Here is a 24,478-nt window from a genome sequence, read left to right as displayed (position 1 = left end):
GAAAAAAGGGCGGCTGGGCCGCCCTTTTTTGAGGGGTATCGCAGATGTTCAGTCCCTCTGCCGCCTATTCCCCCTCTTTGGGGTGAAAGGTGGAGCAGATGGTGTCGCAGCAGGAGCAGGCAAAGTGCGGCCCCACCTGAATATCTGCCGCTGTACAGCGCCGGTCGCGATTGTAAATGCAGTTTTCCACGTCGCAGACGACCTGTGGAATGGGTCCGGGCTTGCTCTTTTTCACGCGCAACCACACCCTTTGGCAAATTTCTGTGAACCCGTGTACATCAGCCCTCTCTAAAAGTGTGTCTGCTTGGGAGCGCTTTTATGGCAGGGAAAAGGAGGAGGGAAAATTTGAGTATTTTTGCGCTGGGCGACACCCATCTGTCGCTGGCCAGCGACAAGCCGATGGACGTCTTTCCCGGCTGGTCGGGCTATCTGCCCAAACTCGAAAAAAATTGGCGCGATACCGTTTCGGACGGCGACACGGTGGTGATTCCCGGGGATGTGTCCTGGGCCATGTCGCTGGAGGAGGCGGCCACCGATTTTGCCTTTCTCGACAGCCTGCCGGGCCGCAAGATCTTGTTGAAGGGGAATCACGACTACTGGTGGTCCACCAAAAACAAGATGGACGGCTTTCTCGCCGCGCAGGGGTTCACCTCCCTCTCCATCCTCTCCAACGAGAGCTACCAGGTGGAAGGGGTCAACATCTGCGGCAGCAGGAGCTGGTTTTTTGAGGACACCGACCCCCACGACGCCAAGATCCGCGCCCGGGAGCTGGGGCGGATCCGGATGTCGCTGGAGAAGGCCGACCCCGCCCTGCCCATCCTCCTCTTTCTCCACTACCCGCCCGTCTACCGGGACTTTCTCTCCCAGGAGACCATCGACCTGATGGGGGAGTGGGGGATCACCCAGTGCTACTACGGCCACCTCCACGGCAAGGCCATCCAGTGGGCCTTTGAGGGGGACTACGGGGGGATCGCCTTCCGCCTGGTCTCCGCCGACGCCCTGAACTTCTGCCCGCTGCGCATCAAGGAGTGACGGGCAGCGCCCTGCAAACTGCCATTTTGCCGCCAAAGCGGCGAAAAAGGTGAGAATCAGCCGCTCGGCCGGTTGCAATTGGCCGAATTGGTGTGATATAATTACAAAGATAATTGTCTGTGACAAAATTAGGAGGAAGTATAATTATGAGCCTTAACAGTTCTACTAAAGTTGAGACCAACAAATACGAATTGGAGGTCTCGGTCGCTCCCGACGTGTTTGGCAGCGCGGTAGACAAGGTGTACCATAAGAACGCCAAGAAGATCAGCGTTCCCGGCTTCCGCAAGGGCAAGGCCCCCCGCCACCTCATCGAGAAGATGTACGGCGAGGGTATCTTCTTTGACGAGGCCATCAACGACGTGATGCCCGAGGCCTTTGTCGAGGCCGCCAAAGAGGCCGGCGTCGAGCCCGTCTCCACCCCCGAGGTCAGCGTCGAGTCGGTCAGCAAGGCGGACGGCCTGGTCTTCAAGGCCACTGTCATCGTCAAGCCCGAGGTCGAGGTCAAGGACTACAAGGGCATAAAGGCCCAGAAAACCGTCAACACTGTCACTGCCGCGCAGGTCAAGGCCGAGCTGGAGAAGATGCAGGACAGGAATGCCCGCATCATCACCGTGGAGGACGCGCCCGCCAAGTCCGGCGACACCGCCATTATCGACTTTGAGGGCTTTGTCGACGGCGTCGCCTTCGAGGGCGGCAAGGGCGAGGGCCACCCCCTGGTGCTGGGCAGCGGCCAGTTCATCCCCGGCTTTGAGGACCAGGTCATCGGTCACAAGCCCGGCGAGGAGTTCGACGTGAACGTCACCTTCCCCGAGCAGTACCAGGCCGAGGAGCTGGCCGGCAAAGCGGCCACCTTTAAGGTGAAGGTGAACGAGCTCAAATCCAAAGAGCTGCCCGAGCTCGACGACGAGTTCGCCAAGGACGTCAGCGAGTTCGACACCCTGGACGAGCTGAAAAAGGACATCAAGAAGAAGCTGCAGGAGCAGGCCAACGCTCAGAGCGAGACCGAGCTGGAGAACAGCCTGGTGGACGCGGTCATCGAGAAGCTGGAGGGAGAGATCCCCGAGGTGATGTTTGAAAACCGCATCGACGAGATGGTGCAGGACTTCGACTACCGCCTGCAGTCCCAGGGGATGAACCTGCAGCTCTACCTGCAGTACACCGGCATGGAGATGGCCGATTTCCGCAAGACCTTCCGCGAGCAGGCCGAGAAGCAGGTCAAGATCCGCCTGGCCCTGGAGAAGATCGCCAAACTGGAAAAGATCGAGATCAGCGACGAGGCCGTCGAGGAGGAGATCGCCAAGATGGCGGAGAACTACCAGATGGAGCCCGAGAAGATCAAGAGTCTGGTCTCCCTGGACAACATCCGTGAGGACCTGGCTGTCAACAAGGCCATCGACCTGATTCGCGAGAGCGCCGAGGTCGAGGAGGTCAAACCCGCCAAGAAGACCGCGGCCAAGAAACCCGCTGCCAAAAAGGCCGCCAAGAAGGCTGAAGAGGGCACCGAGGAAAAGTAAGCGGCATACATACCTCGCCTGAGGGGACTTTTGCAGCTAGGTGGGTAGAATCACTTTTGTTTGGAGGCGCATTGTAAATGAGTTTAGTACCTATGGTAGTGGAGCAGACCAGCCGGGGAGAGCGCTCTTACGACATCTACTCCCGCCTGCTCAACGACCGCATCATCATGCTCTGTGACGAGGTCAACGACCAGACCGCCAGTCTGGTGGTGGCCCAGCTGCTGTACCTGGAGGGGCAGGACCCCGACAAGGACATCATGCTCTACATCAACAGCCCGGGCGGCTCGGTGACCGCCGGCCTCGCCATCTACGACACCATGAACTACATCAAGTGCGATGTCTCCACCACCTGCATCGGGATGGCGGCGTCCATGGGGGCCTTCCTGCTCTCCAGCGGCGCCAAGGGCAAGCGCTTTGCCCTGCCCAACAGCGAGATCATGATCCACCAGCCCTCCGGCGGCAGCCAGGGGCAGGCGACCGACATCAAGATCCAGGCCGATCACATCCTCCGCACCAAAAAGCGCCTCAATGAGATCCTCGCCAAAAACACCGGGCAACCCCTGGAAGTGATCGAGCAGGACACCGAGCGGGACAACTTCAAGAGCGCGCAGGAGGCCGTGGAGTACGGCCTGGTGGACAAAGTCATAGAGAAACGGTAGGGATTTTATTCAATGCCAAATCAAGATAACGGCAACAGCGGAAACATGCTGTTTTGCTCCTTCTGCGGCAAGTCGGCCGACGAGGTCTCCAAGCTCATCACCGGGCCGGGGGTCTACATCTGCGACGAGTGCGTCTCCCTCTGCCAGTCCTTTCTGGACGACGACGATTTCGCCCCCCAGAAGGGCGGCAAGGGGAAGGACACCAGCATCCACGTGCTCACCCCCAAGGAGATCAAGGCCATCCTCGACGAGTATGTGATCGGCCAGGACAGCGCCAAAAAGACCTTGGCGGTGGCGGTCTACAACCACTATAAGCGGCTGTTGGCCGGCCCCCAGGAAAACGGGGTGGAGCTGCAAAAGAGCAACATCCTGCTGCTGGGCCCCACCGGGGTGGGCAAGACCCTGCTGGCCCAGACCCTGGCGCACATCCTCAACGTCCCCTTCGCCATTGCCGACGCCACCACCCTGACCGAGGCGGGCTACGTGGGCGAGGACGTGGAGAACATCCTCCTCAAGCTCATCCAGGCGGCGGACTTCGACGTGGAGCGGGCCGAGCACGGCATCATCTACCTCGACGAGATCGACAAGATCACCCGCAAGTCGGAAAACCCCTCCATCACCCGGGACGTGTCCGGCGAGGGGGTACAGCAGGCCCTGCTGAAGATGGTGGAGGGCACCATTGCCAACGTCCCGCCCCAGGGCGGGCGCAAACACCCCCAGCAGGAGTTCATCCAGATCGACACCTCCAACATCCTCTTCATCTGCGGCGGCGCCTTCGAGGGCATTGAGAAGATCATCGAAAAGAGGATCTCCTCCTCCGCCATGGGCTTTGGCGCCAACGTGGTGAGCAAAAAGGAGATGGCCGAGAGAAACCTGCTGGAGGAGATCGTCCCCCACGACCTGGTGAAGTTCGGCATCATCCCCGAGCTGGTGGGCCGTCTGCCCATCATCAGCTCCCTGCGGGCGCTGGACGAGGACTCCCTGGTGAAGATCCTCTGCGAGCCCAAAAATGCGGTGCTCAAGCAGTATCAGGCCATGTTGGAGATGGACGGGGTCGACTTGGAGTTTACCCCGGAGGCCCTGCGGGCCGTGGCCCGCAAGAGCATCGAGCGCAAGACCGGCGCCCGGGGGCTGCGCTCCATCATGGAGGAGCTGCTCCAGGACGTGATGTACGAGATCCCCTCCCAGGAAAAGGTCAGCAAAGTCCAAATCGGGGAGAAGTGCGTCGAGGGCAAGGCGGAGCCCGTCCTCACCTACGACGAGAAAAAGCGGCCGGTCCGCTTTTCCGGAAAGCTGACGGGCAAGCAAAAAGCCATTTAAACGCAAGTTGCAAAGGGGCGGCGAGGCCGTCCCTTTTTGCTGTCCTGTAAGGGAAAAGGACCCGCCCCAGAGGGCGGCGGAACAAATGAGAGTTATTTGGTGTATTTTGCTTGAAAAAAGGGGCAAAAGCAGCTATAATGAAGCGTAAATCCTTTCTGGCGCCGCCCCGTTTGAGCGGCCCCTTTCGACGAGAAATACGAGGTGATCTTTTGAATATAGAAAAACGCGGCGGATCGGAGAGCATGCCCGCCATGGCCCTGCGGGGAATGGTCCTCTTCCCGGGCAACATCATGCATTTTGACGTGGGGCGGGACCAGTCCATCCGCGCGGTGGAGAGTGCCCTGGAGAGCGGCAGCAACCTCTTTGTGGTGGCCCAAAAGGACGTGCGGGTGGACGACCCCACCCCCGACGACCTGTATGAGTACGGCACCGTGGCCCGGGTCAAACAGCTTCTGAAGATGCCCGACGACGGTGTAAAGGTGCTGGCCAGAGGGCTTTACCGGGCCCGCGCGGTGGAGCTGCAGGCCGGGGGAGAGATGCTGCAGGCCACCGTTGAGCGCAGCGACCTGCCCCAGCCCCGGCGGATCACCCCGACCCTGATCGCCAACGTGCGGGCGGCCAAACAGCTTTTTGAGGAGTACGTGAGCGCCGGCAACAAGGGGGCGCCCAAAGAGGTGCTCCTGGGGGTGCTGGGAGAGCAGGACCCGGGCCGCCTGGTGGAGCAGATCTGCCAGAGCGCCAACCTCCCCTATGAGTCCAAACAGGAGATTTTGGAGCAGCGCACCGTCTCCCGCCAGGTGGAGAAGCTGGTGATCGCCCTGGAGCGGGAAATCAACGTCCTCCTCATCGAGAAGGACATCTACGACAAGGTGCGGGTGCAGCTGGACCAGAACCAGCGGGAGTACGTCCTGCGCGAGCAGATGCACATCATCTCCGAGGAGCTGGGGGAGGACGGCGACGACAGCGAGCTGGAAGAGCTGCAAAAGAAGATCCAGGCGCTGGAACTGCCCCAGGAGACCCGGGAGCACTTTGAGAAAAACCTGAACCGGCTGGCCAAAATGCCCCAGGGCTCGCAGGAGGGCAGTGTCATCCAGACCTATTTGGAGACCTGTCTGGAACTGCCCTGGAACACCTATTCCAAGGTGAGTGCCAACCTGCAGGCGGCGTCCAAGATCCTTGAGCGGGACCACTACGGCCTGAAAAAGGTCAAGGAGCGGATCCTCGAGTTTATCGCCGTCTCCAAACTGGCTCCCAAAAACAGCGGCCAGATCCTCTGCCTGGTGGGCCCTCCGGGGGTGGGCAAGACCTCGATCGTCAAGTCCATCGCCGAGAGCATGGGCAGAAAGTACGTCCGCATCTCCCTGGGCGGGGTGCGGGACGAGTCGGAGATCCGCGGCCACCGCAAGACCTACATCGGCTCGATGCCCGGGCGGATCATCAAGGCCATGGCCCAGGCCAAGACCCAAAACCCCCTCATCCTCCTCGACGAGGTGGACAAACTGGGCAACGACTACAAGGGCGACCCCTCGTCGGCCCTGTTGGAGGTGCTGGACAAGGAGCAGAACCAGGCCTTCCGGGACCACTACATAGAGGTGCCCTACGACCTCAGCGACGTCCTCTTCATCACCTCGGCAAACGACGCCGCGGCCATCCCCGCCCCCCTCTACGACCGGATGGAGGTCATCGAGCTGGGCAGCTACACCGACGTGGAGAAGTACAACATCGCCAAGCGCCACCTCATCCCCAAGCAGATGAAGGCCCACGGGCTGGAGGCGGGGCAGCTCAAAATCTCCCGCGACGCCGTCTTTGAACTCATCGACGGCTACACCCGGGAGGCGGGCGTCCGCAGCTTGGAGCGGGAGATCGCCGGCCTCTGCCGCAAGGCGGCCAAAGAGGTGGTGGCGGGCGAAAAAGGGCTCTCGGTCACCAAGGCAAACCTCTCCCGGCTGATCGGCCACCGCCGCTTTGACCGGGAGGACGCCTCCCTCGAAAACAAGGTGGGCACCGTCACCGGCCTGGCCTGGACCGCGGTGGGCGGCACCACCCTGCCGATGGAGGCGGTGGTGCTGGAGGGCAGCGGCAAAATCGAGATCACCGGCTCTCTGGGCGACGTGATGCAGGAGTCGGCCAAGATCGCCGTCAGCTATGTGCGCAGCATCGCCGACCTCTACGACATTCCCCACAACTTCTACAAAAACCGGGACATCCACATCCACGCCCCCCAGGGCGCGATCCCCAAAGACGGTCCCTCGGCGGGGGTCACCATGGTGACCGCCCTGGTCTCGGCCCTGACCGAGCGGCCGGTGCGGGGCGAGGTGGCCATGACCGGCGAAATCGACCTGCACGGCAACGTGCTGCCCATCGGCGGCCTGAAAGAAAAGAGCATGGCCGCCTACAAAAACGGCTGCACCACCGTCTTGCTCCCCAAGCGAAACCTCCCCGACTTGGAGGAGGTGGACCAGGAGGTCAAGGATCACCTGCACTTTGTGCCGGTGGAGACCATCTCCCAGGTGCTGGAGACCGCCCTGGTCAAACCGGCCGCACCGCTGCCCGAAGAGGTGGAGGAACTGCCCTCCGCCCCCCCGAGGAAGAAGGCGGGACCCGCCCGCCCGCGGGACACCCACATCCAACAGTAGGGAGGACGCCATGAACTTTAACGCCATTGAATTTTACGCCTCGTACGGGGTGTCGTCCCAGCTGCCCCCCAGCGACCGGGCCGAGATCGTCTTCTCCGGCCGCTCCAACGTGGGCAAGTCCTCCCTCATCAACAAGGTGGCCAACCGCAAGCGGCTGGCGCGGGTGTCGGCCTCGCCGGGCAAGACGGTCACCATCAACTTCTTTACCGCCGGCCCCGGCTACATCGTCGACCTGCCCGGCTACGGCTACGCCAAGGTCTCCCGCTCCGAGAAGGAGCGCTGGGCCAAGTTGATGGAGGACTACTTTCACAGCGACCGGGACATCCGCCTGGTGGTGCAGCTGGTGGACATCCGCCACCAGCCCACCGCCGATGATTTGCAGATGATCGACTTCCTCATCGACAGCGAGATCCCCTTTCTCATCGCCCTGACCAAGGCCGACAAGCTGACGGCCAAGCAGAAGGAGAAGCGGCTGGAAGAGCTGCGAGAGGAGATCCCCTGCGGCGACCAGCTGCACCTGGTCGCCACCTCCGCCCAGACCTTTGAGGGCATCCCCGAGCTGCGGGGCATTTTGGAGGCCCTCTTGGAAGAGGACGACGGGGAGGACACAGAGGAAGAGTGCGAAGGGGAGGAGTGAGGAGATGTTCGTTTCCAAGAATTTGGACGTCAACAACCTGGGTCACCTGACCGTCGGCGGGCTGGACGCCGTCGCCCTGGCCGAGCGCTACGGCACCCCGCTCTACGTGATGGACGAGGACTTGATCCGGGAGAACTGCCGGGCCTTTAAGCAGTCCATCGACCGCTACTACGACGGCAGGGGGCTCTGCACCTATGCCAGCAAGGCCTTTTGCTGCAAGGCGGTCTGCCGCATTGCCCAGGAGGAGGGGTTGGGATTGGACGTGGTGTCCAGCGGGGAGCTCTACACCGCCCTGCAGGCGGGCTTTCCCATGGAGCGGGTCTACTTTCATGGCAACAACAAGACCCCGGCTGAACTGACCATGGCCCTGGAGAGCGGGGTCGGCCAAATCGTGGTGGACAATCTGGAAGAGCTGCAGCTCGTCGGCAGCCTGTCCCGGGCTGCTGGGCGGGTGACCGACATCCTCTTTCGCATCAAGCCCGGCATCGACGCCCACACCCACGACTTCATCCGCACCGGGCAGATCGACTCCAAGTTCGGCCTGGCCCTGGAAAATGGCGAGGCCATGGAGGCCGTCGACGAGGCCATGGCCATGAAGGGGGTGCGGCTGAAGGGGCTGCACTGCCACATCGGCTCACAGATTTTCGACATCGCCCCCTTCGAGTTGGCGGCCGAGGTGATGATCCGCTTTATGGGTGAGATCCAGCGCAGGTACGGCAGAGCGCTGGAGATCCTCGACCTGGGGGGCGGTTTTGGCATCAAGTACGTCGACTCCGACAACCCCTCCAGCTACGACGAGTACATGCAGCGGGTCTCCAAGGTCATCCACCGCTGCTGTGGCGAGGAGGGGCTGCCCATCCCCTATGTGGTCATCGAGCCGGGTCGCTCTATTGTGGGGCCCGCCGGCACCACCCTCTACACCGTGGGCTCGGTGAAGGAAATCAAAAATGTCCGCACCTATGTGGCCATCGACGGGGGGATGACTGACAACCCCCGCTACGCCCTCTACCAGGCGGCCTACGACGTGCTGGTGGCCAACCGGGCGGCCGAGCCCAAGACCCAGACGGTCACGGTGGCGGGCAAGTGCTGCGAGAGCGGCGACTTGATCCAGGAAAACACCCGCATCCAGGAGGTGGGGCCCGGCGACATCCTGGCGGTGCTGGCCACCGGGGCCTATAACTACTCCATGGCCTCCAACTACAACCGCATCCCCCGCCCGCCGGTGGTGATGGTCTCCCAGGGGGAGAGCCGCCTGGTCGTCCGCCGGGAGAGTTTAGAGGACTTGCTGCGAAACGACCTCTGACAGGGAGGGGTGTCCCGGACCCCTTGAGACAGCTTGTGAAAGCGCGCGGAAACCGGTGTTTCGGCGCGCTTTTTCTTGGGCGAACTGCCGGATTTCTCCATCTCCGCCACAAAAGTGGTGGGGAAGCCTTTACTTTCACAATTTAAGGTGTTAAACTTTAAATCAAGATGATTTGGAAAGGCGGGTTTTTCATTGAACAGCAATCTGTCAAGAGATACCTTTGACGACCTGTTTTCGGCGATCGTGTCCATCGACAACCTGGACGACTGCTACGACTTTTTTGACGACCTCTGCACCATTCAGGAGCTCAAGGCCATTGCCCAGCGCTTTCACGTGGCGCGGATGCTGCGGCAGAAAAAGGTCTACAGCGACATCGTCAAGGAGACCGGCGCCTCGACGGCGACCATCAGCCGGGTCAACCGCTCCCTTCTCTACGGGTGCGGCGGCTACGACAAACTGCTGGACTCGATGGCGGGAGAGACCGACCTTGAAGGGTAGACAGCAGAATTTCTACGGCAATTTTGCCGGCTTTTACGACGCCCTCACCGAAAACGTGGACAGGGCGCGTATGGCCGGCTTTATTGTGGAAAAGCTGGCAGAGCAGGGGATCGACGGCGGCATCGTGCTGGATGCCGGCTGCGGGACGGGGGAGCTCTGCCTGCGCCTGGCGCGGGCCGGGTACGACCTCATCGGCGCCGACCCCTCGGAGGAGATGCTGGAGATCGCCCGGGAGCGGGTGATGGAGAGCGGGGAGGACATCCTGCTGTTGGGCCAGGGGATGGAGGAGCTCGACCTGTACGGGACCATCCGCGCCGCCGTCTCCACCTTGGACACCGTCAACCACCTGCCCGACCGGGAGGCGGTCCGCCGCGCCTTCTCCCGCGTCTCCCTGTTCATGGAGGAGGGCGGCGTCTTCCTCTTTGACGTCAACACCCGCTACAAGCACGCCCAGGTGCTGGGGAACAACGCCTACCTCTACGACCTGGGCGACCTCTACTGCGGCTGGCAGAACGAGTGGCGGGAGGAGGAAGGGGTGACCGACATCTCCCTCACCTTTTTTGAAGAGGGGGAGGACGGCCGGTTTGACCGCTGTGACGAGTGTTTTTCAGAGACCTGGTATGCCCCTGAATTTTTGCAGGCGGCCTTGGAAGAGGCTGGATTTGCGCTGCTGCAGCGCTTTGACGGGTATCGTGACCGCCCGGTGACAGAGAAGAGCCAGCGGGTGGTATACCTGGCCAAGAAGGAGGGAAAATAGATGGGACGTGTACTGCGCGCCATCAGTGAAAATGGGGGAGTGGTGATGACCGCCATCGACTCCACCGACGTTGTCGCCCGGGCCGAGCAGATCCACGAGAGCTCTGCCGTGGTCACCGCCGCCCTGGGCAGGTTGCTCACCGCTGCCTCCATCATGGGCTGCGGCCTGAAGGGGAAGGAACAGAGCGTCACCCTGCGCCTCAGCGGCGGGGGGCCGGCGGGGAATGTCATCGCCGTCTCCGACGCCTGGGGCAATGTGCGGGGCACCGTCAGCCAGCCGGTGGTGGAACTGCCCCTCAACCCCTACGGAAAGCTGGATGTGGGCGGCGCAGTGGGGCGGGACGGCACCCTGACGGTCATCCGCGACACCGGCATGAAAGACCCCTATGTGGGCAGCGTGCCCCTGGTGAGCGGCGAGGTGGCCGAGGACGTGACCGCCTATTACGCCGCCAGCGAGCAGATCCCCACCGTCTGCGCCCTGGGGGTGCTGGTCAATCCCGACTTGACGGTGCGGGCGGCCGGCGGCTTTTTGGTGCAGCTCCTCCCCGGCGCGCTGGAGGAGGAGATCGAGCAGCTGGAGGGCAACCTCAAAGAGCTGCCCTCCGTCACCCAGATGCTCGAGGGCGGGATGTCTCTGGAGCAGATCATCGAGCGGGTGCTCGACGGCTTTGCCCCCAATATCCTGGACGAGTTCCCGGTGGAGTACCGCTGCAACTGCTCCCGCCAGCGGGTGGAGAAGGCGCTGCTCAGCCTGGGGAACGAGGAGCTGCAGGAAATGATCGACGAGGGGGAGCCGGTGGAGGTCTGCTGCCACTTCTGTGAAAGAAAATACAACTTCACCCAAGAAGAGCTAAAAAATTTGAAAAATCCTATTGACAGATAAACACATCTCCTGTATACTAATAAACGTTGTCGGACAAGAAACGGCAACCCTGAAAGAGGTCAAAAAGTTCCGCTTTTCTCTTTCAGTTGGTATACATGGCCCGGTAGTTCAGTTGGTTAGAACGCTAGCCTGTCACGCTAGAGGTCGAGGGTTCGAGCCCCTTCCGGGTCGCCAATGTGTGCCTCTGTAGCTCAGTCGGTAGAGCAGAGGACTGAAAATCCTCGTGTCATTGGTTCGATTCCGATCGGAGGCACCATTTCCGCGGGTTTAGCTCATCTGGTAGAGCGCCACCTTGCCAAGGTGGAGGTAGCGAGTTCGAGCCTCGTAACCCGCTCCACGAAAAAGGCGCTAAGAAATTAGCGCCTTCCGTTTTACAGAGCCGGTTATGCAGATATTTTGCATAACCGTGAATATGGCGCCATAGCCAAGCGGTAAGGCAGAGGTCTGCAAAACCTTTATCCCCAGTTCAATTCTGGGTGGCGCCTCCAACAGCAAACAGCTGTCTTTGATGAAATGCAAAGGCAGCTGTTTTTCGTCGCACAGCTGTGCTGCACTGTGGTATACTGAAAAGAAAACGGCGGGGTTGGCCGCCGGGGGGAGAGGGCTATGGAGCAGACGGTCATCGGTCTGGAGCGCGAGATGTGGGAGGCGGTCCTCCGCAGAGATGGGGACGCCTTTCGACGCCTCGTCTCGCCGAATGCAGTGATGATATGCGGCGGTTACCGCTGCTGTGGCAGCGAGTACGCGGAGATGATTGCCGACTTTTCCATCTCCGAATACACAATCGAGCGGATGGAGGTCGTCAGCGCCAGCGGGGACGAGGTGATCCTGCACTACCTGCTCCGGGTGGCCGTCGACAACAGCCGCGATGTGGATTTGGCGGGCCTCTTTCACGTGGTCTCCGTCTGGAAGTGCGCCGGTGGCAGCTGGAATTTGATTTTGAACATGGACGCGAGGATCGTCGAGTGGTAACGCCCCTCTTTTAAAGGAGAGGCGCGCGGCTTTTGCCGGCGAGAGAGGGGAGGTGTTTGACGGGATGGAGGAGAGCACGGAAATCCGCCTGCCGGTCCGCCAACTGGTGGCCCTCACCACCCAGAGCGGCTCCATTGACAGCCGGTTTGCGGGGGCCGACCGGGCGCAGGAGGGCTCGCGCATCCACCGAAAGTTGCAGCGGCAGGAGGAGGGGTACCGCTCCGAGGTGACCCTCTCCATCCACCTGGTCTATCGGGACATCCCCTTTTGGATCCAGGGGCGGGCCGACGGCATCCTCCAGGAGGAGGGAGAGACGGTCATCGACGAAATCAAGACGGTGGCTGTCTCGCTGGATTCCATCGGGCCGGATGACAACGCCGCCTACTGGGCGCAGGCCCTTTGCTACGGCTACATCTATGCCCTGCAGGAGGGAAAGGAGCGCCTCACCCTGCGCTTGACCTACTACCAAATCGACACCGACGAGATTCTCCGCCACCGCCGCAGCCTGGATTTTGCCCAGTTGGAGGAGGGCTTTTTCGACCTGCTCTCCCGCTACCAGGTGTGGGCCGACTTCTGGCAGGGCTGGACGGCCCAGCGAGACGCCAGCATCGCCTCCTCCACGTTCCCCTTTACGCGCTACCGCGAGGGCCAGCGGCGGATGATGGGCGCCGTCTACAAGACCGTTCAGGAGAGGGGCCGCCTCTATTGCCAGGCCCCCACCGGGGTGGGCAAGACCATCTCCTCCCTCTTTCCCGCCGTCAAGGCGGTGGGGGAGGGGATGGCGGAAAAGCTCTTTTACCTCACCGCGAAAACGGTGGCCCGCCGGGCGGCGGAAGAAGGGCTTGTCAAACTGCGGGAGGGCGGTCTGCGCTTTCGCAGCGTCTCCCTGACCGCCAAGGACAAAATCTGCTTTTTGGAGGAGCGCGCCTGCAACCCCGACGACTGTCCCTATGCAAACGGCCACTTTGACCGGGTCTCCGACGCAGTGATGGAGCTGCTTCACGGGCCGGACGGCATCGGCCGGAAGGAGATCGAGGCCTGCGCCAAAAAGCACCGCGTCTGCCCCTTTGAGCTGGGGCTGGACGTCACCCTGTGGAGCGACTGCATCATCTGCGACTACAACTACCTCTTCGACCCGCAGGTCTACCTCAAGCGCTTCTTTTCGGAGGAGCGCCAGGGAGACTATGTCTTTTTGATCGACGAGGCCCACAATCTGGCCGACCGGGCGCGGGAGATATTTTCGGCCCGGCTCTACAAGTCAAAGGTATTGGAGATCAAGCGGCTGCTGGGGAAAGACACCGGCAGCAAAAAGCTCAGCTCTGCCCTCGCCAAGGTCAACAGCGCCATGGTGGCCATGCGCAAGGAGTGCGGGGAAGAGCGCTTCCTCCTCAAAAAAGAGCAGGACGGAGACTTTATCGACCGCCTTGCCGCCCTCAAGGGCCGGTGTGAGGAGTGGCTGGACCGCCACAAGGCCGACTCCCGCTTACAGGCGGTACTCTCCTTTTACTTTGAGGTCAACAGCTACCTCAAGATCGCTCAGCTCTTTGACGAGCGGTACGTCCTCTTCTGCGAGAGAAGGGGGACAGAGGTGATCAGCAAACAGTACTGTGTCGACCCCTCCTACCTGCTGGGACAGGCGATGGAGCGGGGGAGGGCGGCGGTCCTCTTTTCCGCCACCCTCTCGCCCATTCAGTATTTCGCCACCGTTTTGGGCGGTGGGGAGGGGAGCAAGGCCTGCACCCTGCCCTCGCCCTACCCGGCGCAAAACCTCTGCCTGCTGGTGGACGACGCCATCTCCACCAAGTACAACCGGCGGGAGGAGAGCGCGGCCGCCGTCAGCGAGGCCATCTGGCAGGTGGTCTCCGCCAGAGAGGGCAACTACATCGCCTACTTCCCCTCCTATAAATACATGGAGATGGTCTGCGAGCACTTTCGGGACGAGCACCCCGAAATCGCCCTGGCGGTGCAGACCGGGGAGATGGACGAGGGGGAGCGGGAGGCCTTTTTGGCCCGTTTTGACGCCCCCGCCCAGGGCGGCAGCTTGCTGGGCTTTTGCGTGCTGGGGGGGATCTACGCCGAGGGGATCGACCTGCAAGGGGAGCGGCTCATCGGCAGCATCGTGGTGGGGGTCGGCCTGCCCCAGCTAAACCCTGAGACCGACGTCATCCGCGACTACTACGAGGGCCAAAACCGCATGGGGTTTGCCTTTGCCTATCAGTTCCCCGGCATGAACAAGGTGCTGCAGGCAGCGGGTCGGGTGATTCGCAGCGAGGAGGACAGAGGGGTGGTCCTCCTGATAGACGAGCGATTTTCGGCCCCCCGCTACCGCCAGCTCTTCCCCGATCACTGGCGCCATGCCCAGACAGTGCGCTCCCCGGAGGCCATCGCCCGGGCGCTGACGGCCTTTTGGGAGGGGGAGGAGGAGCGCGCTCTTTAGAGGAGAAAAGCCCCCTCGAAAAAGAGAAAAAATGCGAAAGTTTCTATTGACAGAAGTGGGTGGATATAGTAAAATAAATCTCGTCGCTGAAGGGATGAGTTACAGCGGTTGTGAGGGGGAGCATAGCTCAGCTGGGAGAGCATCTGCCTTACAAGCAGGGGGTCACAGGTTCGAGCCCTGTTGTTCCCACCATATATGGCCCGGTAGTTCAGTTGGTTAGAACGCTAGCCTGTCACGCTAGAGGTCGAGGGTTCGAGCCCCTTCCGGGTCGCCAGTTTGGCCTCTGTAGCTCAGTCGGTAGAGCAGGGGACTGAAAATCCCCGTGTCGGTGGTTCGATTCCGCCCGGAGGCACCAAATTATGCGGGTTTAGCTCATCTGGTAGAGCGCCACCTTGCCAAGGTGGAGGTAGCGAGTTCGAGCCTCGTAACCCGCTCCACGAAAAAGGCGCTAAGAAATTAGCGCCTTCCGTTTTACAGAGCCGGTTATGCTGATATTTTGCATAACCGTGAATACGGCGCCATAGCCAAGCGGTAAGGCAGAGGTCTGCAAAACCTTTATCCCCAGTTCAATTCTGGGTGGCGCCTCCATATAAAAGAAAGCCCTGGATCTTTGGTTCAGGGCTTTCTTTTTGTTGCTGTGGAAGGGGAGAAAAGGACGAGACATAACCCCTGCCAAAACAGCATACGTTTACCGAGAGGTGAAAAATATGCTGTTTGTCACAAAAAGGTGCAAGCCCCCCTATCTCCTGCTGGGGATCTCGGTCCTGTTGGCCCTGGTCATCACCCTCTGCAACTTCACGACCTTTGCCATTGCCAGCGACGCCGACCTCAAAAAGAGCCCGGTCATCATCCTGGACGCGGGCCATGGCGGCTTTGATTCCGGTGCGACGTCGGGCTCGGTGGTGGAGAAGGACATCAACCTGCAAATTGCCCTCAAGCTGCGGGACACCCTTGCCTTTCAGGGATACACCGTCATCATGACCCGGGAGCAGGACACCTCCACCGAGAGCGAGGGGAAAAACCTCTCACAGCGCAAGAAGTCAGACATGCGAAATCGCCTCAAATTGATCAATGACCACCCCAACGCCATCTTTCTCTCCATCCATCAAAACTCCTACCAGAGCGCCAACAAGGGCTCCCAGGTATTTTACAACAAGAAAAACGCCGAGGGAGAGCTGTTGGCCAAGTGTATCCAACAGACCATCCGCGCCAACTTGCAGCCCGAAAGCCACCGGGAACACAAGCCCTCCGGCAAGGAGTACTTTCTGCTGGAAAACAGCACCACACCGGGGGTCCTCATCGAGTGCGGCTTCATCTCCAATTCAGAGGAGCTGGCAAAGCTCAAAGACAGCAGCTACCAGCAGCAGCTGGCCCTCTGCATCTACCAGGGGCTCTGTACCTACCTGGAGCAGTCCTCCCAGTGGCAGGAGTCCCGTTAAGAGACAGAAAACCGTGCCCTCGCACCCAATGGGGAGCGAGGGCACTTTTTGTGCGAAAGAGGGAGCGGGCAGGGGAGATGCTCAAACAAAAATAAGCATTATAATTTCTGCCTGAAAAGGCTTTTCTTATGCAATATGACAGGGTATAATAGGGGAGAAGTGAGATGGCAAATCAACGATTTTCTGCCGGAAAAGGGGGAAGGCCATCAATTTGATGATAAAATCTGCTCAAACAGAAAAAGAATTGTTGGGGAAATAGAAAGTGGTGGACATCGTTAAAAAATTATCAATTACCACTTGAAAAAAGCTCGTCATGCTATATACTTGGATATAGTAAGCAGAGCCACCCAACAACCGCATTGGAGGAAAATCAGTATGGCGAAGAAAAACGAAACCGCACCTGTCCTCATTGACAGCGTCGAGGCGCTGATCGCAAAGATGAAGGCAATGAGAGAGGCGCAGAAGGAATTTGCGACCTTTACTCAGGAACAAGTCGACAAGATTTTCTATGAAGCAGCTATGGCGGCCAACAAGCAGCGCATCCCGCTGGCCAAAATGGCGGTCGAAGAGACCGGCATGGGCGTTGTGGAAGACAAGGTCATCAAAAACCACTACGCCGCCGAATACATCTACAATGCCTACAAGGACACCAAGACCTGCGGCGTTGTCGAGGAAGACCCCGCCTTTGGCATTCAGAAGGTGGCCGAGCCCATCGGCCTGGTGGCTGCGGTCATCCCCACCACCAACCCCACCTCGACTGCCATCTTCAAGACCCTGATTTCCCTGAAGACCCGCAATGCCATCATCATCAGCCCCCACCCCCGCGCCAAGAACTGCACCATCGCCGCCGCCAAGGTGGTTCTGGAGGCAGCGGTCAAGGCCGGCGCCCCCGAGGGCATCATCGGCTGGATCGACGTCCCCTCGCTGGAGTTGACCAATGAGGTCATGCGCAGCGCCGACATCATCCTCGCCACCGGCGGCCCCGGCATGGTGAAGGCGGCCTACTCCTCCGGCAAACCCGCCCTGGGCGTGGGCGCCGGCAACACCCCCGTCATCATCGACGACACCGCCGATGTGCGGATGGCCGTCAACTCCATCATCCACTCCAAGACCTTTGACAACGGCATGATCTGCGCCTCCGAGCAGTCGGTCACCGTGCTGGACAAAGTCTACCAGCAGGCCAAGGACGAGTTCGCCTACCGCGGCTGCTACTTCCTGAAAAAAGACGAGATCGAGAAGGTCCGCAAGACCATCCTCATCAACGGCTCTCTCAACGCCAAGATCGTCGGTCAGTCGGCCTACACCATCGCCAAGCTGGCTGGGGTCAACGTGCCGGAGAGCACCAAGATCCTCATCGGCGAGGTCGAGTCGGTGGACATCTCCGAGGAGTTTGCCCACGAGAAGCTCTCCCCGGTGCTGGCCATGTACCGCGCCAAGAGCTTTGACGAGGCCCTGCAGAAGGCCGCTCAGCTGGTCGCCGACGGCGGCTACGGCCACACTGCCTCCCTCTACGTGCACCCCGCCCAGAAGGAGAAGATCGCCAAGCACGCGGCTGCCATGAAGACCTGCCGCGTCCTCATCAACACCCCCTCCTCCCACGGCGGCATCGGCGACCTCTACAACTTCAAGCTGGCTCCCTCCCTGACCCTGGGCTGCGGCTCCTGGGGTGGCAACTCGGTTTCTGAAAACGTGGGCGTGAAACACCTGCTGAACATCAAAACCGTGGCCGAGAGGAGAGAGAATATGCTCTGGTTCAGAACCCCTGAAAAGGTCTACTTCAAGAAGGGCTGCATGCCGGTCGCTCTGGACGAGCTGGGCAAGGTCATGCACAAGAAGAAGGCCTTCATCGTCACCGATACCTTCCTGTACAAAAACGGCTATGTCCACCCCATCGAGGCCAAACTCGACGAAATGGGCATTCAGCACACCTGCTTCTTCGACGTGGCCCCTGATCCGACCCTGGGCTGCGCCAAGGCCGGCGCCAAGGCCATGGCCGACTTTGAGCCCGACACCATCATTGCCTTGGGCGGCGGTTCCGCCATGGACGCCGCCAAGATCATGTGGGTGATGTACGAGCATCCCGACGTGAACTTTGAGGATATGGCCATGGACTTCATGGACATCCGCAAGCGCGTTTACACCTTCCCGAAGATGGGGGAGAAGGCCTACTTTGTCGCCATCCCGACTTCTTCCGGCACCGGTTCCGAGGTGACCCCCTTCGCCATCATCACCGACGAGAACAGCGGCGTGAAATACCCCCTGGCCGACTACGAGCTGCTGCCGAACATGGCCATCGTCGACGTGGACAACATGATGACCCAGCCCAAGGGCCTGACCAGTGCCTCCGGCATCGACGTCATGACCCACGCCCTGGAAGCCTATGTCTCCATCATGGCCTCCGACTACACCGACGGCTTGGCCCTCAAAGCCATCAAGAGCGTCTTTGAGTACCTGCCCTCCGCCTACGAGAACGGCGCCAACGACCCCAAGGCCAGAGAGATGATGGCCAACGCCTCCTGCCTGGCCGGTATGGCCTTCGCCAACGCCTTCCTGGGCCTCAACCACTCCATGGCGCACAAACTGGGCGCCTTCCACCACCTGCCCCACGGCGTGGCCAACGCAGTCATCCTCACCGAGGTCATGCGCTTCAACGCCGTCGAAGTCCCCACCAAGATGGGCACCTTCTCCCAGTACGAGTACCCCCATGCCTTGGCCCGCTACGCCGAGATCGGCCGTTTTGTCGGCCTGAGCGGCAAAAACGACCAGGAGGTCTTCGACAAGCTCTGCGCCAAGCTGGAAGAGCTCAAAGAGGCCATCGGCATCAAGAAGACCATCAAGGACTACGGGGTCGACGAGAAGTACTTCCTGGACACCCTGGACGACATGGTGGAGCAGGCCTTTGACGACCAGTGCACCGGCGCCAACCCCCGCTATCCGCTCATGAAGGAGATCAAAGAGATCTACCTGAAGTGCTACTACGGCAAGTAAGCAAACGTGCCGTCTATTCGCCAATCCCCACCTGGAAGGAGTAAGTGAATCATGAAATTGGAAGAAAAGGATCTCATCGTAGCGCGCCCTTACAAAAAAGTCTATCTCTCCGGCGACAGCGTGGTCAAGGTCTTTGAGGAGTCCCATCCCAAGAAATACGTCTTCAACGAGGCGCTGAACCAGGCCATCGTCGAGGAGACCGGCCTGAACACTGCCAAGGTGCAGGAAGTTTCCCAGATCGACGGGAAATGGGCCCTGGTGTTGGAGCGCAAGCGCGGCAAGACCATGGAAGAGGTCATGGATGAGGACCCGGCCAACCTGGAAAAATACATGGACCAGTTTGTCTCCCTGCAGCTTGAGATGCACAGCAAACAGGCCCCCATGCTCAACAAGCTCAAAGACAAACTCAACCGCCAGATCAGCAGCCTGACCGCCATCAGCGCCACCACCCGGTACGAGCTGCACACCCGCCTGGACAGCATGCCCAAGCACGTGAAGGTCTGCCACGGCGACTTTATCCCCAGCAACGTCATCGTCGGCGAGGACGGCAGTCTGACCATCATCGACTGGGCCCATGCGACCCAGGGCAACGCCAGTGCCGACGCGGCCATGACCTACCTTCTGTTTGCCCTGAAAGACCAGAAGAAGGCCGACATGTACCTGCGCCTGTTCTGCGAGAAGAGCGATACTGCCCTGCAGTACGTGCAGCGCTGGCTGCCCATCGTGGCCGCTGCCCAGCTGACCAAGCACAACGACCTGGAGCAGGACTTCCTGATGCGCTGGATCGACGTGGTGGAGTACGAATAAGAATTCCTACTTCCCTAAATGAGAAAAGAGACCGTCTTGGCGGTCTCTTTTTGTATTTGCAGAAAGGGGAGAGAGCCCTTATAATAGGAACAGAGAGAAGGGGAGAGAGCCCCGTCCGATCTGGGAGGGTACAGATGAAATCGAGTGAGAAGATAGCCTTTACCTGCAGCGAATGCGGGGCGAGTTTCCCCCGGTGGAGCGGCCAGTGCCCCAGCTGCGGCAGCTGGAACACCTTGGAGGAGCACCTAGTGCGCGCCCCCGCCGCCACAAAAGGGGGCGCTGTTGCCCCCAAGGCAGGCGCTCGCCAGTCCGACAGGGTGCCCACCGCCCTCAACCGCGTCAGCGAAGAGAGCGAAGCCCGCTTTTTGACCGGCATCGGCGAACTCGACCGGGTGCTGGGCGGGGGGATCGTCAAGGGGGCCCTGGTCTTGCTGGGGGGAGAGCCGGGGGCCGGGAAATCCACTTTGATGCTCCAGATCTGCGGCTATTTGGCGAGGCAGCTGCAGGTGCTCTACGTCTCGGGCGAGGAGTCTATCCGCCAAATCAAGCTGCGGGCCAACCGCCTGGGCGTCGACGGCGAAAACTTGAAGGTGTTGGCCGAGACCGACATCTACGCCATCTGCGACCTAATCGCCTCGTCCCGTCCTGATTTGGTTGTGATCGACTCCATTCAGACCATGAACTTGAGTGAGCTCTCGTCTTCGCCGGGCAGCGTCGCCCAGGTGCGGGAGTGCACCTCTCTGTTGATGAAGACTGCCAAAGGGGAGGAGATCCCCGTGCTCATCATCGGCCACGTCAACAAGGACGGGGCGATTGCCGGCCCCAAGGTGTTGGAGCACATTGTGGACACGGTCTTGTACTTTGAGGGGGACAAGCACTTTTCCCACCGCATTCTCCGCTCGGTCAAAAACCGGTATGGCTCCACCAATGAAATCGGCGTCTTTGACATGACGGCGGAGGGCCTTAAAGAGGTGCTCAACCCCTCGATGATGCTCCTCGACGGCCGGCCGGCAGGGGTCTCCGGCACCTGCGTGGCCTGCAATATGGAGGGCAGCCGCCCCTTGCTGGCCGAGGTGCAGGCCCTCATCACCAAGTCGGGCTTTGCCGCGCCCCGCCGCGTCTCCACCGGCTTTGATTACAACCGGGCCAACCTCCTCATCGCCGTGATGGAGAAAAAAGGCGGTTTTTTCTTTGGAAACCTGGACGTCTACATCAACGTGGTGGGCGGCATTCGCCTGGATGAACCGGCTGCCGACCTGGCGGTGATCCTCGCCATGTATTCCAGCGTCAAAGACCAGCCCATTGCCAGCGATGTGCTGGCGGTGGGGGAGGTGGGGCTGACAGGGGAGATCCGCTCCGTTTCTCAGCTGCAAGCCCGCATCAGCGAGGCGCAGCGCCTGGGCTTTCGGCGGGTGATCGTGCCCAAACAGAATCTCCGCCACGCCCAGCTGCAGCCGATCAAAGGAATTGAGATTGTCGGGGTGAGCTCCATACAAGAGGCGTTTAAAGCGGCTTTTTGATTTCCTCCAAAGGGGTGAAGTGAACACAGCCTTCGCCCAAACTGTTTCCCATCTGTGACAGATTGGGCAGATTGCAGTAGCCGTCTTTTTGGAATTTGCACTTTTTTCCGCAAATCACCAGATTCATGGATTTGATCGCCTCCCATTTACAAAGTATCCTGCCCAGTTGATTGAGAGAATATCCTCAAAGCCGGGGCGGTGGAGAACCGCTTTGACTTGACAGGTGTTGTGCGACTTCATTTTGTTTCGAAGCACACCAAATCTCTCAATTGATTTCTGCAGAGGGAAGTGTTATATTAGAAATATATAATTGCACTAAATAAAAATTTAGTGCAATACAGGGGGTGCGATTTTTCCCTTCTGCTTTTAAGGCCGTTTCTGCGGTCTTGACGCCCTAGGCTCGTTCACATAGGCTGGCACATCAAACCTGCACATCAAACCTATAGTCAAGGAGGTGTTTTTTTGCCGCTGGACAAATCTATTCTCGCGCAGACGCCCACAGTGATGCGAGACTTTCTCTTTTATATGGAGACCATCAAGGGCCGCTCGCCCCGCACGGTCGACAGCTACTTTATCGACCTGCGCACCTTCTTTCGCTTTCTCAAGCTACACAGAGATCTGGTCGCCGCCGATGTCCCCTTTGACGACATCTCCATTGACGATGTAGACATCGACTTTATTCGCAGCGTCACCCTGTCGGACGTGTATGAGTTCATGTACTTCATCACCAAAGAGCGCGGCAACAGCGCGACGACGCGGGCGCGAAAAGTCTCTTGCTTAAAGTCCTTTTTTAAGTACCTGACAGTCAACGCCAATCTGCTGGAGCAAAACCCCATCAAAGACCTGGAAATCCCGGCCATCAAAAAGAGTATGCCCAAGTATCTCACTCTTGAAGAGAGTTTGGAGCTGCTCAACCACGTGGTGGACGACGGCTACTACGAGCGGGATTTTTGCATGCTGACCCTTTTTCTCAACTGCGGCATGCGCTTAAGCGAGCTGGTGGGAATCGATCTGGGCGATCTCTCCGACAACACTGTCCGCATCACCGGCAAGGGCAACAAAGAGCGGATCGTCTATCTCAACCAGGCGTGTTTGGACGCAATTGAGAACTACAAACCCGTCAGAAGCCGCAATTTGACCGATATAAAGGACAGAGACGCATTGTTCCTGTCCCGTTTGGGCACCCGGATCAGCCGTCGGCGGGTGCAGCAGATCGTGGAGCGAACGCTGCAAAACGCCGGCCTTTCAAACCAAGGGCTCTCCACCCACAAGTTGCGGCACACGGCGGCCACACTGATGTACCAATACGGCGGCGTGGACATACGAGTGTTGAGTGAGATTTTGGGGCACGAACACGTTTCGACCACCGAAATCTACACCCATGTCTCCAACAAACAGATGGAGGAGGCCTCTGCCAAGTCTCCCCTCTCGGGCGTAAAGCCGCCCAAGCGAAAGACCGCACCGAAAATAAAGCCTCAAAAAGACGACAATAAAGAGCAAAAATAGAAGCGCCCTCCTTCCAGTGCAGATACCTCTGGAAGGAGGGCGCTTTTTGAGAAATCATTGTCCGACAATGTGAAAAAGGCCCCTCAAGGGCGCGCGGCGATTTGCCGGGCAATTTCCTCGGCGGCTTCGCGAGCACTGACCCGGCTGACATCGACCTTTTCGCTCTCCATCTGCTCGTAGAGGGGCAGCCGCTGGAGGCTGCGGGGAATGACGTCAGCTGTGCGAAGTCCCTGCTCCACGTCCCTTTGCAGGCGGGCCTGCAGGGCCTCTGGGGTGCAGACAAGGGTGAACACCCGGCAGTCAAAAGGGAGATCGGCGAATCGGTTCAACAGGTCGTCGAGAATCTCCCACTGGTGGATGACCCAGCCGAAGAGGATGTATTGCAGACTGCTGTTTTGTAGGAAATTGCGGAGGAGAAAGGCGATGTTTTCCATCACCATCGCCTTGTTTTCGTCGCTGACGACAAAGGGCTCCATATCCCAGCACCAGTCCCCGTCGAGAAAGACGCTGGGCGTCAGTATCTTTTTGAGGGATCGACAGGTGGCGGTCTTCCCCACCCCCATGGTGCCGTTGATGACGATCAACTGCTTTTTCACGGCTTCTTCCCTCCCCCGGACTTGGCTTTTGGGTGGTGCTTTTTGTAGGAGGTGCGGGCCGCATGCCGGACGGCGTTGTGGTAGAAAGCGGTGGACTGGGGGGTGAGGTGCCCCACCAGCGCCTGCACGCTTTGAATGGGAGCGCCGCTTTGCAGGAGATGGGCGGCAAAGGACTGCCGCAGGGCCTTGGCCGTGGCCCCTTCCCCCAGCCCGGCTTTGGCCGCGTACTTGCGCACCTGTTTGCAAAACCCCTGCCGGGAGAGGGGGCCGCCTTCCAGATTGCGAAAGAGCAGGTCTTGTGAGGCGCCCTCTCCGTCAGACGGAAGGGCGGGCAAGACCTCCCGGCAGTAGCGCTGTAACAGCTGTAGACACTGGGGGTAGAGGGGGACACTCCGCTGCGCGCCATCCTTCCCCTCCACCACAAGGCGGCTCTTTTTAAAGTTGATCTGCCAGGGGTGCAGGGCCAGCAGCTCTTTGACCTGAATGCCGGAGGCATAGATCAGCTCCATCATGGCGCGGTCCCGCAGCCCGGTGGGGGTGGAGAGGTCGGGGACCTGCAGAAGGCGGTCCACATCATCTGGGGAGAGGAATTCGGGAAAGGGGCGCAGGTAATTTTGCACGGCCAACGCCTGGGTCTGTACCTGGCTGTACTCCACCAATTCTGCCTGTTTGAGGTATTTGACAAAGGCGTTGATGGAGGAGACCTTGCGGTTTAATGTGGCCGGCTTGAGGCCCTGTTCGCGCAGTGCGCCCAAATAGGCCTCGACAGCGCCGTCGGTGATGGCGTCGGTGTTGCCGGCAAAGGAGATGGCCTGCAAAAAGCCGTTAACATCGGACAGGTAGGCCCGCGAGGTGCCGGTGGAGACCCTGCCGCAGAGATGGGCGGCAAATTGTTCAGCAATGGAATACATTGCGCTCCTCCCCTCCCCTTTTCATCTTGTTTTTTAAGCAGCGGCCGCCAGCCGCCGACAGTCT

At 59.9% G+C, this 24,478-nt stretch carries 22 protein-coding genes and 9 tRNA genes; 27 read left to right on the top strand and 4 right to left on the bottom strand.

All coding sequences use genetic code 11. From position 1 onward, the window contains the following. Positions 1-64: 64 nt before the first annotated feature. Positions 65-235, bottom strand: coding sequence for a DUF1540 domain-containing protein (locus tag ACTNAU_RS06165; RefSeq protein ID WP_021659173.1), 171 nt, complete (start codon positions 233-235; stop codon positions 65-67). Between the two features lie 110 nt (positions 236-345). Here ACTNAU_RS06165 and ACTNAU_RS06160 point away from each other — a divergent pair, with 110 nt between their 5' ends. The 26 genes from ACTNAU_RS06160 (at position 346) to radA (ending at position 21,401) form a co-directional block, all read left to right on the top strand. Beyond that, positions 346-1,032: a metallophosphoesterase gene (locus tag ACTNAU_RS06160; protein WP_185915128.1), complete on the top strand. Its 687-nt coding sequence runs from the start codon at positions 346-348 to the stop codon at positions 1,030-1,032. A gap of 146 nt (positions 1,033-1,178) precedes the next feature. Then, the gene (gene tig / locus ACTNAU_RS06155) at positions 1,179-2,546 is read left to right on the top strand and encodes a trigger factor (RefSeq protein ID WP_256135696.1); all 1,368 of its coding nucleotides are present in this window, start codon (positions 1,179-1,181) and stop codon (positions 2,544-2,546) included. Between the two features lie 77 nt (positions 2,547-2,623). Beyond that, positions 2,624-3,205 carry an ATP-dependent Clp endopeptidase proteolytic subunit ClpP gene (gene clpP, locus ACTNAU_RS06150; protein ID WP_044992346.1) on the top strand — a complete coding sequence of 194 codons (582 nt, stop codon included), beginning with the start codon at positions 2,624-2,626 and terminating at the stop codon, positions 3,203-3,205. A 12-nt stretch (positions 3,206-3,217) separates the two neighbouring features. Continuing rightward, positions 3,218-4,525 (top strand): ATP-dependent Clp protease ATP-binding subunit ClpX, encoded by a 1,308-nt coding sequence (clpX, locus tag ACTNAU_RS06145; RefSeq protein ID WP_441097878.1) that lies wholly within the window; start codon positions 3,218-3,220, stop codon positions 4,523-4,525. 242 nt (positions 4,526-4,767) lie between these two features. Continuing rightward, positions 4,768-7,161, top strand: coding sequence for an endopeptidase La (gene lon, locus ACTNAU_RS06140; RefSeq protein WP_441097898.1), 2,394 nt, complete (start codon positions 4,768-4,770; stop codon positions 7,159-7,161). 10 nt (positions 7,162-7,171) lie between these two features. Further along, a complete protein-coding gene (gene yihA / locus ACTNAU_RS06135) occupies positions 7,172-7,798 on the top strand; it encodes a ribosome biogenesis GTP-binding protein YihA/YsxC (protein ID WP_185915131.1) in 627 nt (208 codons plus the stop codon). Between the two features lie 4 nt (positions 7,799-7,802). Next, positions 7,803-9,101, top strand: coding sequence for a diaminopimelate decarboxylase (gene lysA, locus ACTNAU_RS06130; protein ID WP_441097877.1), 1,299 nt, complete (start codon positions 7,803-7,805; stop codon positions 9,099-9,101). A gap of 192 nt (positions 9,102-9,293) precedes the next feature. Then, positions 9,294-9,599 (top strand): YerC/YecD family TrpR-related protein, encoded by a 306-nt coding sequence (locus ACTNAU_RS06125; protein WP_021659164.1) that lies wholly within the window; start codon positions 9,294-9,296, stop codon positions 9,597-9,599. Next, positions 9,589-10,356, top strand: a complete 768-nt coding sequence (locus ACTNAU_RS06120; protein WP_256135691.1) for a class I SAM-dependent DNA methyltransferase — start codon at positions 9,589-9,591, stop codon at positions 10,354-10,356. Before ACTNAU_RS06125 ends, ACTNAU_RS06120 begins: the two co-directional genes overlap by 11 nt. Beyond that, positions 10,357-11,238, top strand: coding sequence for an Hsp33 family molecular chaperone HslO (hslO, locus tag ACTNAU_RS06115; RefSeq protein ID WP_185915134.1), 882 nt, complete (start codon positions 10,357-10,359; stop codon positions 11,236-11,238). Positions 11,239-11,335: 97 nt separating this feature from the next. After that, positions 11,336-11,412 (top strand) — tRNA-Asp (locus ACTNAU_RS06110). Between the two features lie 6 nt (positions 11,413-11,418). Then, a tRNA-Phe gene (locus tag ACTNAU_RS06105) sits at positions 11,419-11,494 on the top strand. Positions 11,495-11,499: 5 nt separating this feature from the next. Continuing rightward, a tRNA-Gly gene (locus ACTNAU_RS06100) sits at positions 11,500-11,575 on the top strand. Between the two features lie 77 nt (positions 11,576-11,652). Further along, positions 11,653-11,726: transfer RNA gene (locus tag ACTNAU_RS06095), tRNA-Cys, on the top strand. Between the two features lie 118 nt (positions 11,727-11,844). Next, on the top strand, positions 11,845-12,210 hold the full coding sequence (locus ACTNAU_RS06090) for a nuclear transport factor 2 family protein (RefSeq protein WP_441097876.1): 366 nt from the start codon (positions 11,845-11,847) through the stop codon (positions 12,208-12,210). Between the two features lie 64 nt (positions 12,211-12,274). After that, the gene (locus ACTNAU_RS06085; RefSeq protein ID WP_441097875.1) at positions 12,275-14,647 is read left to right on the top strand and encodes an ATP-dependent DNA helicase; all 2,373 of its coding nucleotides are present in this window, start codon (positions 12,275-12,277) and stop codon (positions 14,645-14,647) included. A 116-nt stretch (positions 14,648-14,763) separates the two neighbouring features. After that, positions 14,764-14,839, top strand: a tRNA-Val gene (locus ACTNAU_RS06080). A gap of 5 nt (positions 14,840-14,844) precedes the next feature. After that, positions 14,845-14,921: transfer RNA gene (locus tag ACTNAU_RS06075), tRNA-Asp, on the top strand. A 5-nt stretch (positions 14,922-14,926) separates the two neighbouring features. Beyond that, positions 14,927-15,002 (top strand) — tRNA-Phe (locus ACTNAU_RS06070). A gap of 6 nt (positions 15,003-15,008) precedes the next feature. Next, positions 15,009-15,084 (top strand) — tRNA-Gly (locus ACTNAU_RS06065). Between the two features lie 77 nt (positions 15,085-15,161). Further along, positions 15,162-15,235, top strand: a tRNA-Cys gene (locus ACTNAU_RS06060). A 119-nt stretch (positions 15,236-15,354) separates the two neighbouring features. After that, a complete protein-coding gene (locus ACTNAU_RS06055) occupies positions 15,355-16,086 on the top strand; it encodes an N-acetylmuramoyl-L-alanine amidase (protein WP_185915137.1) in 732 nt (243 codons plus the stop codon). Positions 16,087-16,221: 135 nt separating this feature from the next. Beyond that, positions 16,222-16,365: a hypothetical protein gene (locus tag ACTNAU_RS06050; protein WP_441097874.1), complete on the top strand. Its 144-nt coding sequence runs from the start codon at positions 16,222-16,224 to the stop codon at positions 16,363-16,365. A gap of 96 nt (positions 16,366-16,461) precedes the next feature. After that, a complete protein-coding gene (adhE, locus tag ACTNAU_RS06045) occupies positions 16,462-19,074 on the top strand; it encodes a bifunctional acetaldehyde-CoA/alcohol dehydrogenase (RefSeq protein WP_185915138.1) in 2,613 nt (870 codons plus the stop codon). A gap of 51 nt (positions 19,075-19,125) precedes the next feature. After that, a complete protein-coding gene (locus ACTNAU_RS06040; protein WP_185915139.1) occupies positions 19,126-19,881 on the top strand; it encodes a phosphotransferase family protein in 756 nt (251 codons plus the stop codon). 134 nt (positions 19,882-20,015) lie between these two features. After that, a complete protein-coding gene (gene radA / locus ACTNAU_RS06035) occupies positions 20,016-21,401 on the top strand; it encodes a DNA repair protein RadA (protein WP_441097873.1) in 1,386 nt (461 codons plus the stop codon). On the opposite strand, the gene ACTNAU_RS06030 is transcribed toward radA, so the two are convergent. Continuing rightward, a complete protein-coding gene (locus ACTNAU_RS06030; protein ID WP_185915141.1) occupies positions 21,385-21,528 on the bottom strand; it encodes a hypothetical protein in 144 nt (47 codons plus the stop codon). The two genes, radA and ACTNAU_RS06030, sit on opposite strands and share 17 nt — an antisense overlap. A 398-nt stretch (positions 21,529-21,926) precedes the next feature. On the opposite strand from ACTNAU_RS06030, the gene ACTNAU_RS06025 reads away from it, so the two are divergent. Further along, positions 21,927-22,907, top strand: a complete 981-nt coding sequence (locus ACTNAU_RS06025) for a tyrosine recombinase XerC (protein ID WP_185915323.1) — start codon at positions 21,927-21,929, stop codon at positions 22,905-22,907. Positions 22,908-22,990: 83 nt separating this feature from the next. Here the strand turns inward: ACTNAU_RS06025 and ACTNAU_RS06020 are convergent, their stop codons facing one another. Together ACTNAU_RS06020 and ACTNAU_RS06015 are read right to left on the bottom strand one after the other, a co-directional pair. Further along, positions 22,991-23,503 (bottom strand): AAA family ATPase, encoded by a 513-nt coding sequence (locus tag ACTNAU_RS06020; RefSeq protein WP_441097872.1) that lies wholly within the window; start codon positions 23,501-23,503, stop codon positions 22,991-22,993. Beyond that, positions 23,500-24,414, bottom strand: coding sequence for a tyrosine-type recombinase/integrase (locus ACTNAU_RS06015; protein WP_216401260.1), 915 nt, complete (start codon positions 24,412-24,414; stop codon positions 23,500-23,502). The genes ACTNAU_RS06020 and ACTNAU_RS06015 overlap by 4 nt, the downstream gene beginning before the upstream one ends. Positions 24,415-24,478 lie beyond the last annotated feature (64 nt).

It is taken from the genome of Bittarella sp. HCP28S3_D9 (assembly GCF_052065655.1).
GTDB lineage: Bacteria > Bacillota > Clostridia > Oscillospirales > Ruminococcaceae > Bittarella > Bittarella massiliensis.
Note: the sequence above shows the minus strand (reverse complement) of the source record. Positions and strands in the feature narration are given on the sequence as shown.

Coding starts and splice junctions, on each gene's coding strand:
- tig (WP_256135696.1), top strand. CDS start 1,179: ATGAGCCTTAACAGTTCTACTAAAGTTGAGACCAACAAATACGAATTG.
- clpP (WP_044992346.1), top strand. CDS start 2,624: ATGAGTTTAGTACCTATGGTAGTGGAGCAGACCAGCCGGGGAGAGCGC.
- clpX (WP_441097878.1), top strand. CDS start 3,218: ATGCCAAATCAAGATAACGGCAACAGCGGAAACATGCTGTTTTGCTCC.
- lon (WP_441097898.1), top strand. CDS start 4,768: ATGCCCGCCATGGCCCTGCGGGGAATGGTCCTCTTCCCGGGCAACATC.
- yihA (WP_185915131.1), top strand. CDS start 7,172: ATGAACTTTAACGCCATTGAATTTTACGCCTCGTACGGGGTGTCGTCC.
- lysA (WP_441097877.1), top strand. CDS start 7,803: ATGTTCGTTTCCAAGAATTTGGACGTCAACAACCTGGGTCACCTGACC.
- hslO (WP_185915134.1), top strand. CDS start 10,357: ATGGGACGTGTACTGCGCGCCATCAGTGAAAATGGGGGAGTGGTGATG.
- ACTNAU_RS06090 (WP_441097876.1), top strand. CDS start 11,845: ATGGAGCAGACGGTCATCGGTCTGGAGCGCGAGATGTGGGAGGCGGTC.
- ACTNAU_RS06085 (WP_441097875.1), top strand. CDS start 12,275: ATGGAGGAGAGCACGGAAATCCGCCTGCCGGTCCGCCAACTGGTGGCC.
- ACTNAU_RS06055 (WP_185915137.1), top strand. CDS start 15,355: ATGCTGTTTGTCACAAAAAGGTGCAAGCCCCCCTATCTCCTGCTGGGG.
- ACTNAU_RS06050 (WP_441097874.1), top strand. CDS start 16,222: ATGACAGGGTATAATAGGGGAGAAGTGAGATGGCAAATCAACGATTTT.
- adhE (WP_185915138.1), top strand. CDS start 16,462: ATGGCGAAGAAAAACGAAACCGCACCTGTCCTCATTGACAGCGTCGAG.
- ACTNAU_RS06040 (WP_185915139.1), top strand. CDS start 19,126: ATGAAATTGGAAGAAAAGGATCTCATCGTAGCGCGCCCTTACAAAAAA.
- radA (WP_441097873.1), top strand. CDS start 20,016: ATGAAATCGAGTGAGAAGATAGCCTTTACCTGCAGCGAATGCGGGGCG.
- ACTNAU_RS06030 (WP_185915141.1), bottom strand. CDS start 21,528: ATGAATCTGGTGATTTGCGGAAAAAAGTGCAAATTCCAAAAAGACGGC.
- ACTNAU_RS06025 (WP_185915323.1), top strand. CDS start 21,927: ATGGAGACCATCAAGGGCCGCTCGCCCCGCACGGTCGACAGCTACTTT.
- ACTNAU_RS06015 (WP_216401260.1), bottom strand. CDS start 24,414: ATGTATTCCATTGCTGAACAATTTGCCGCCCATCTCTGCGGCAGGGTC.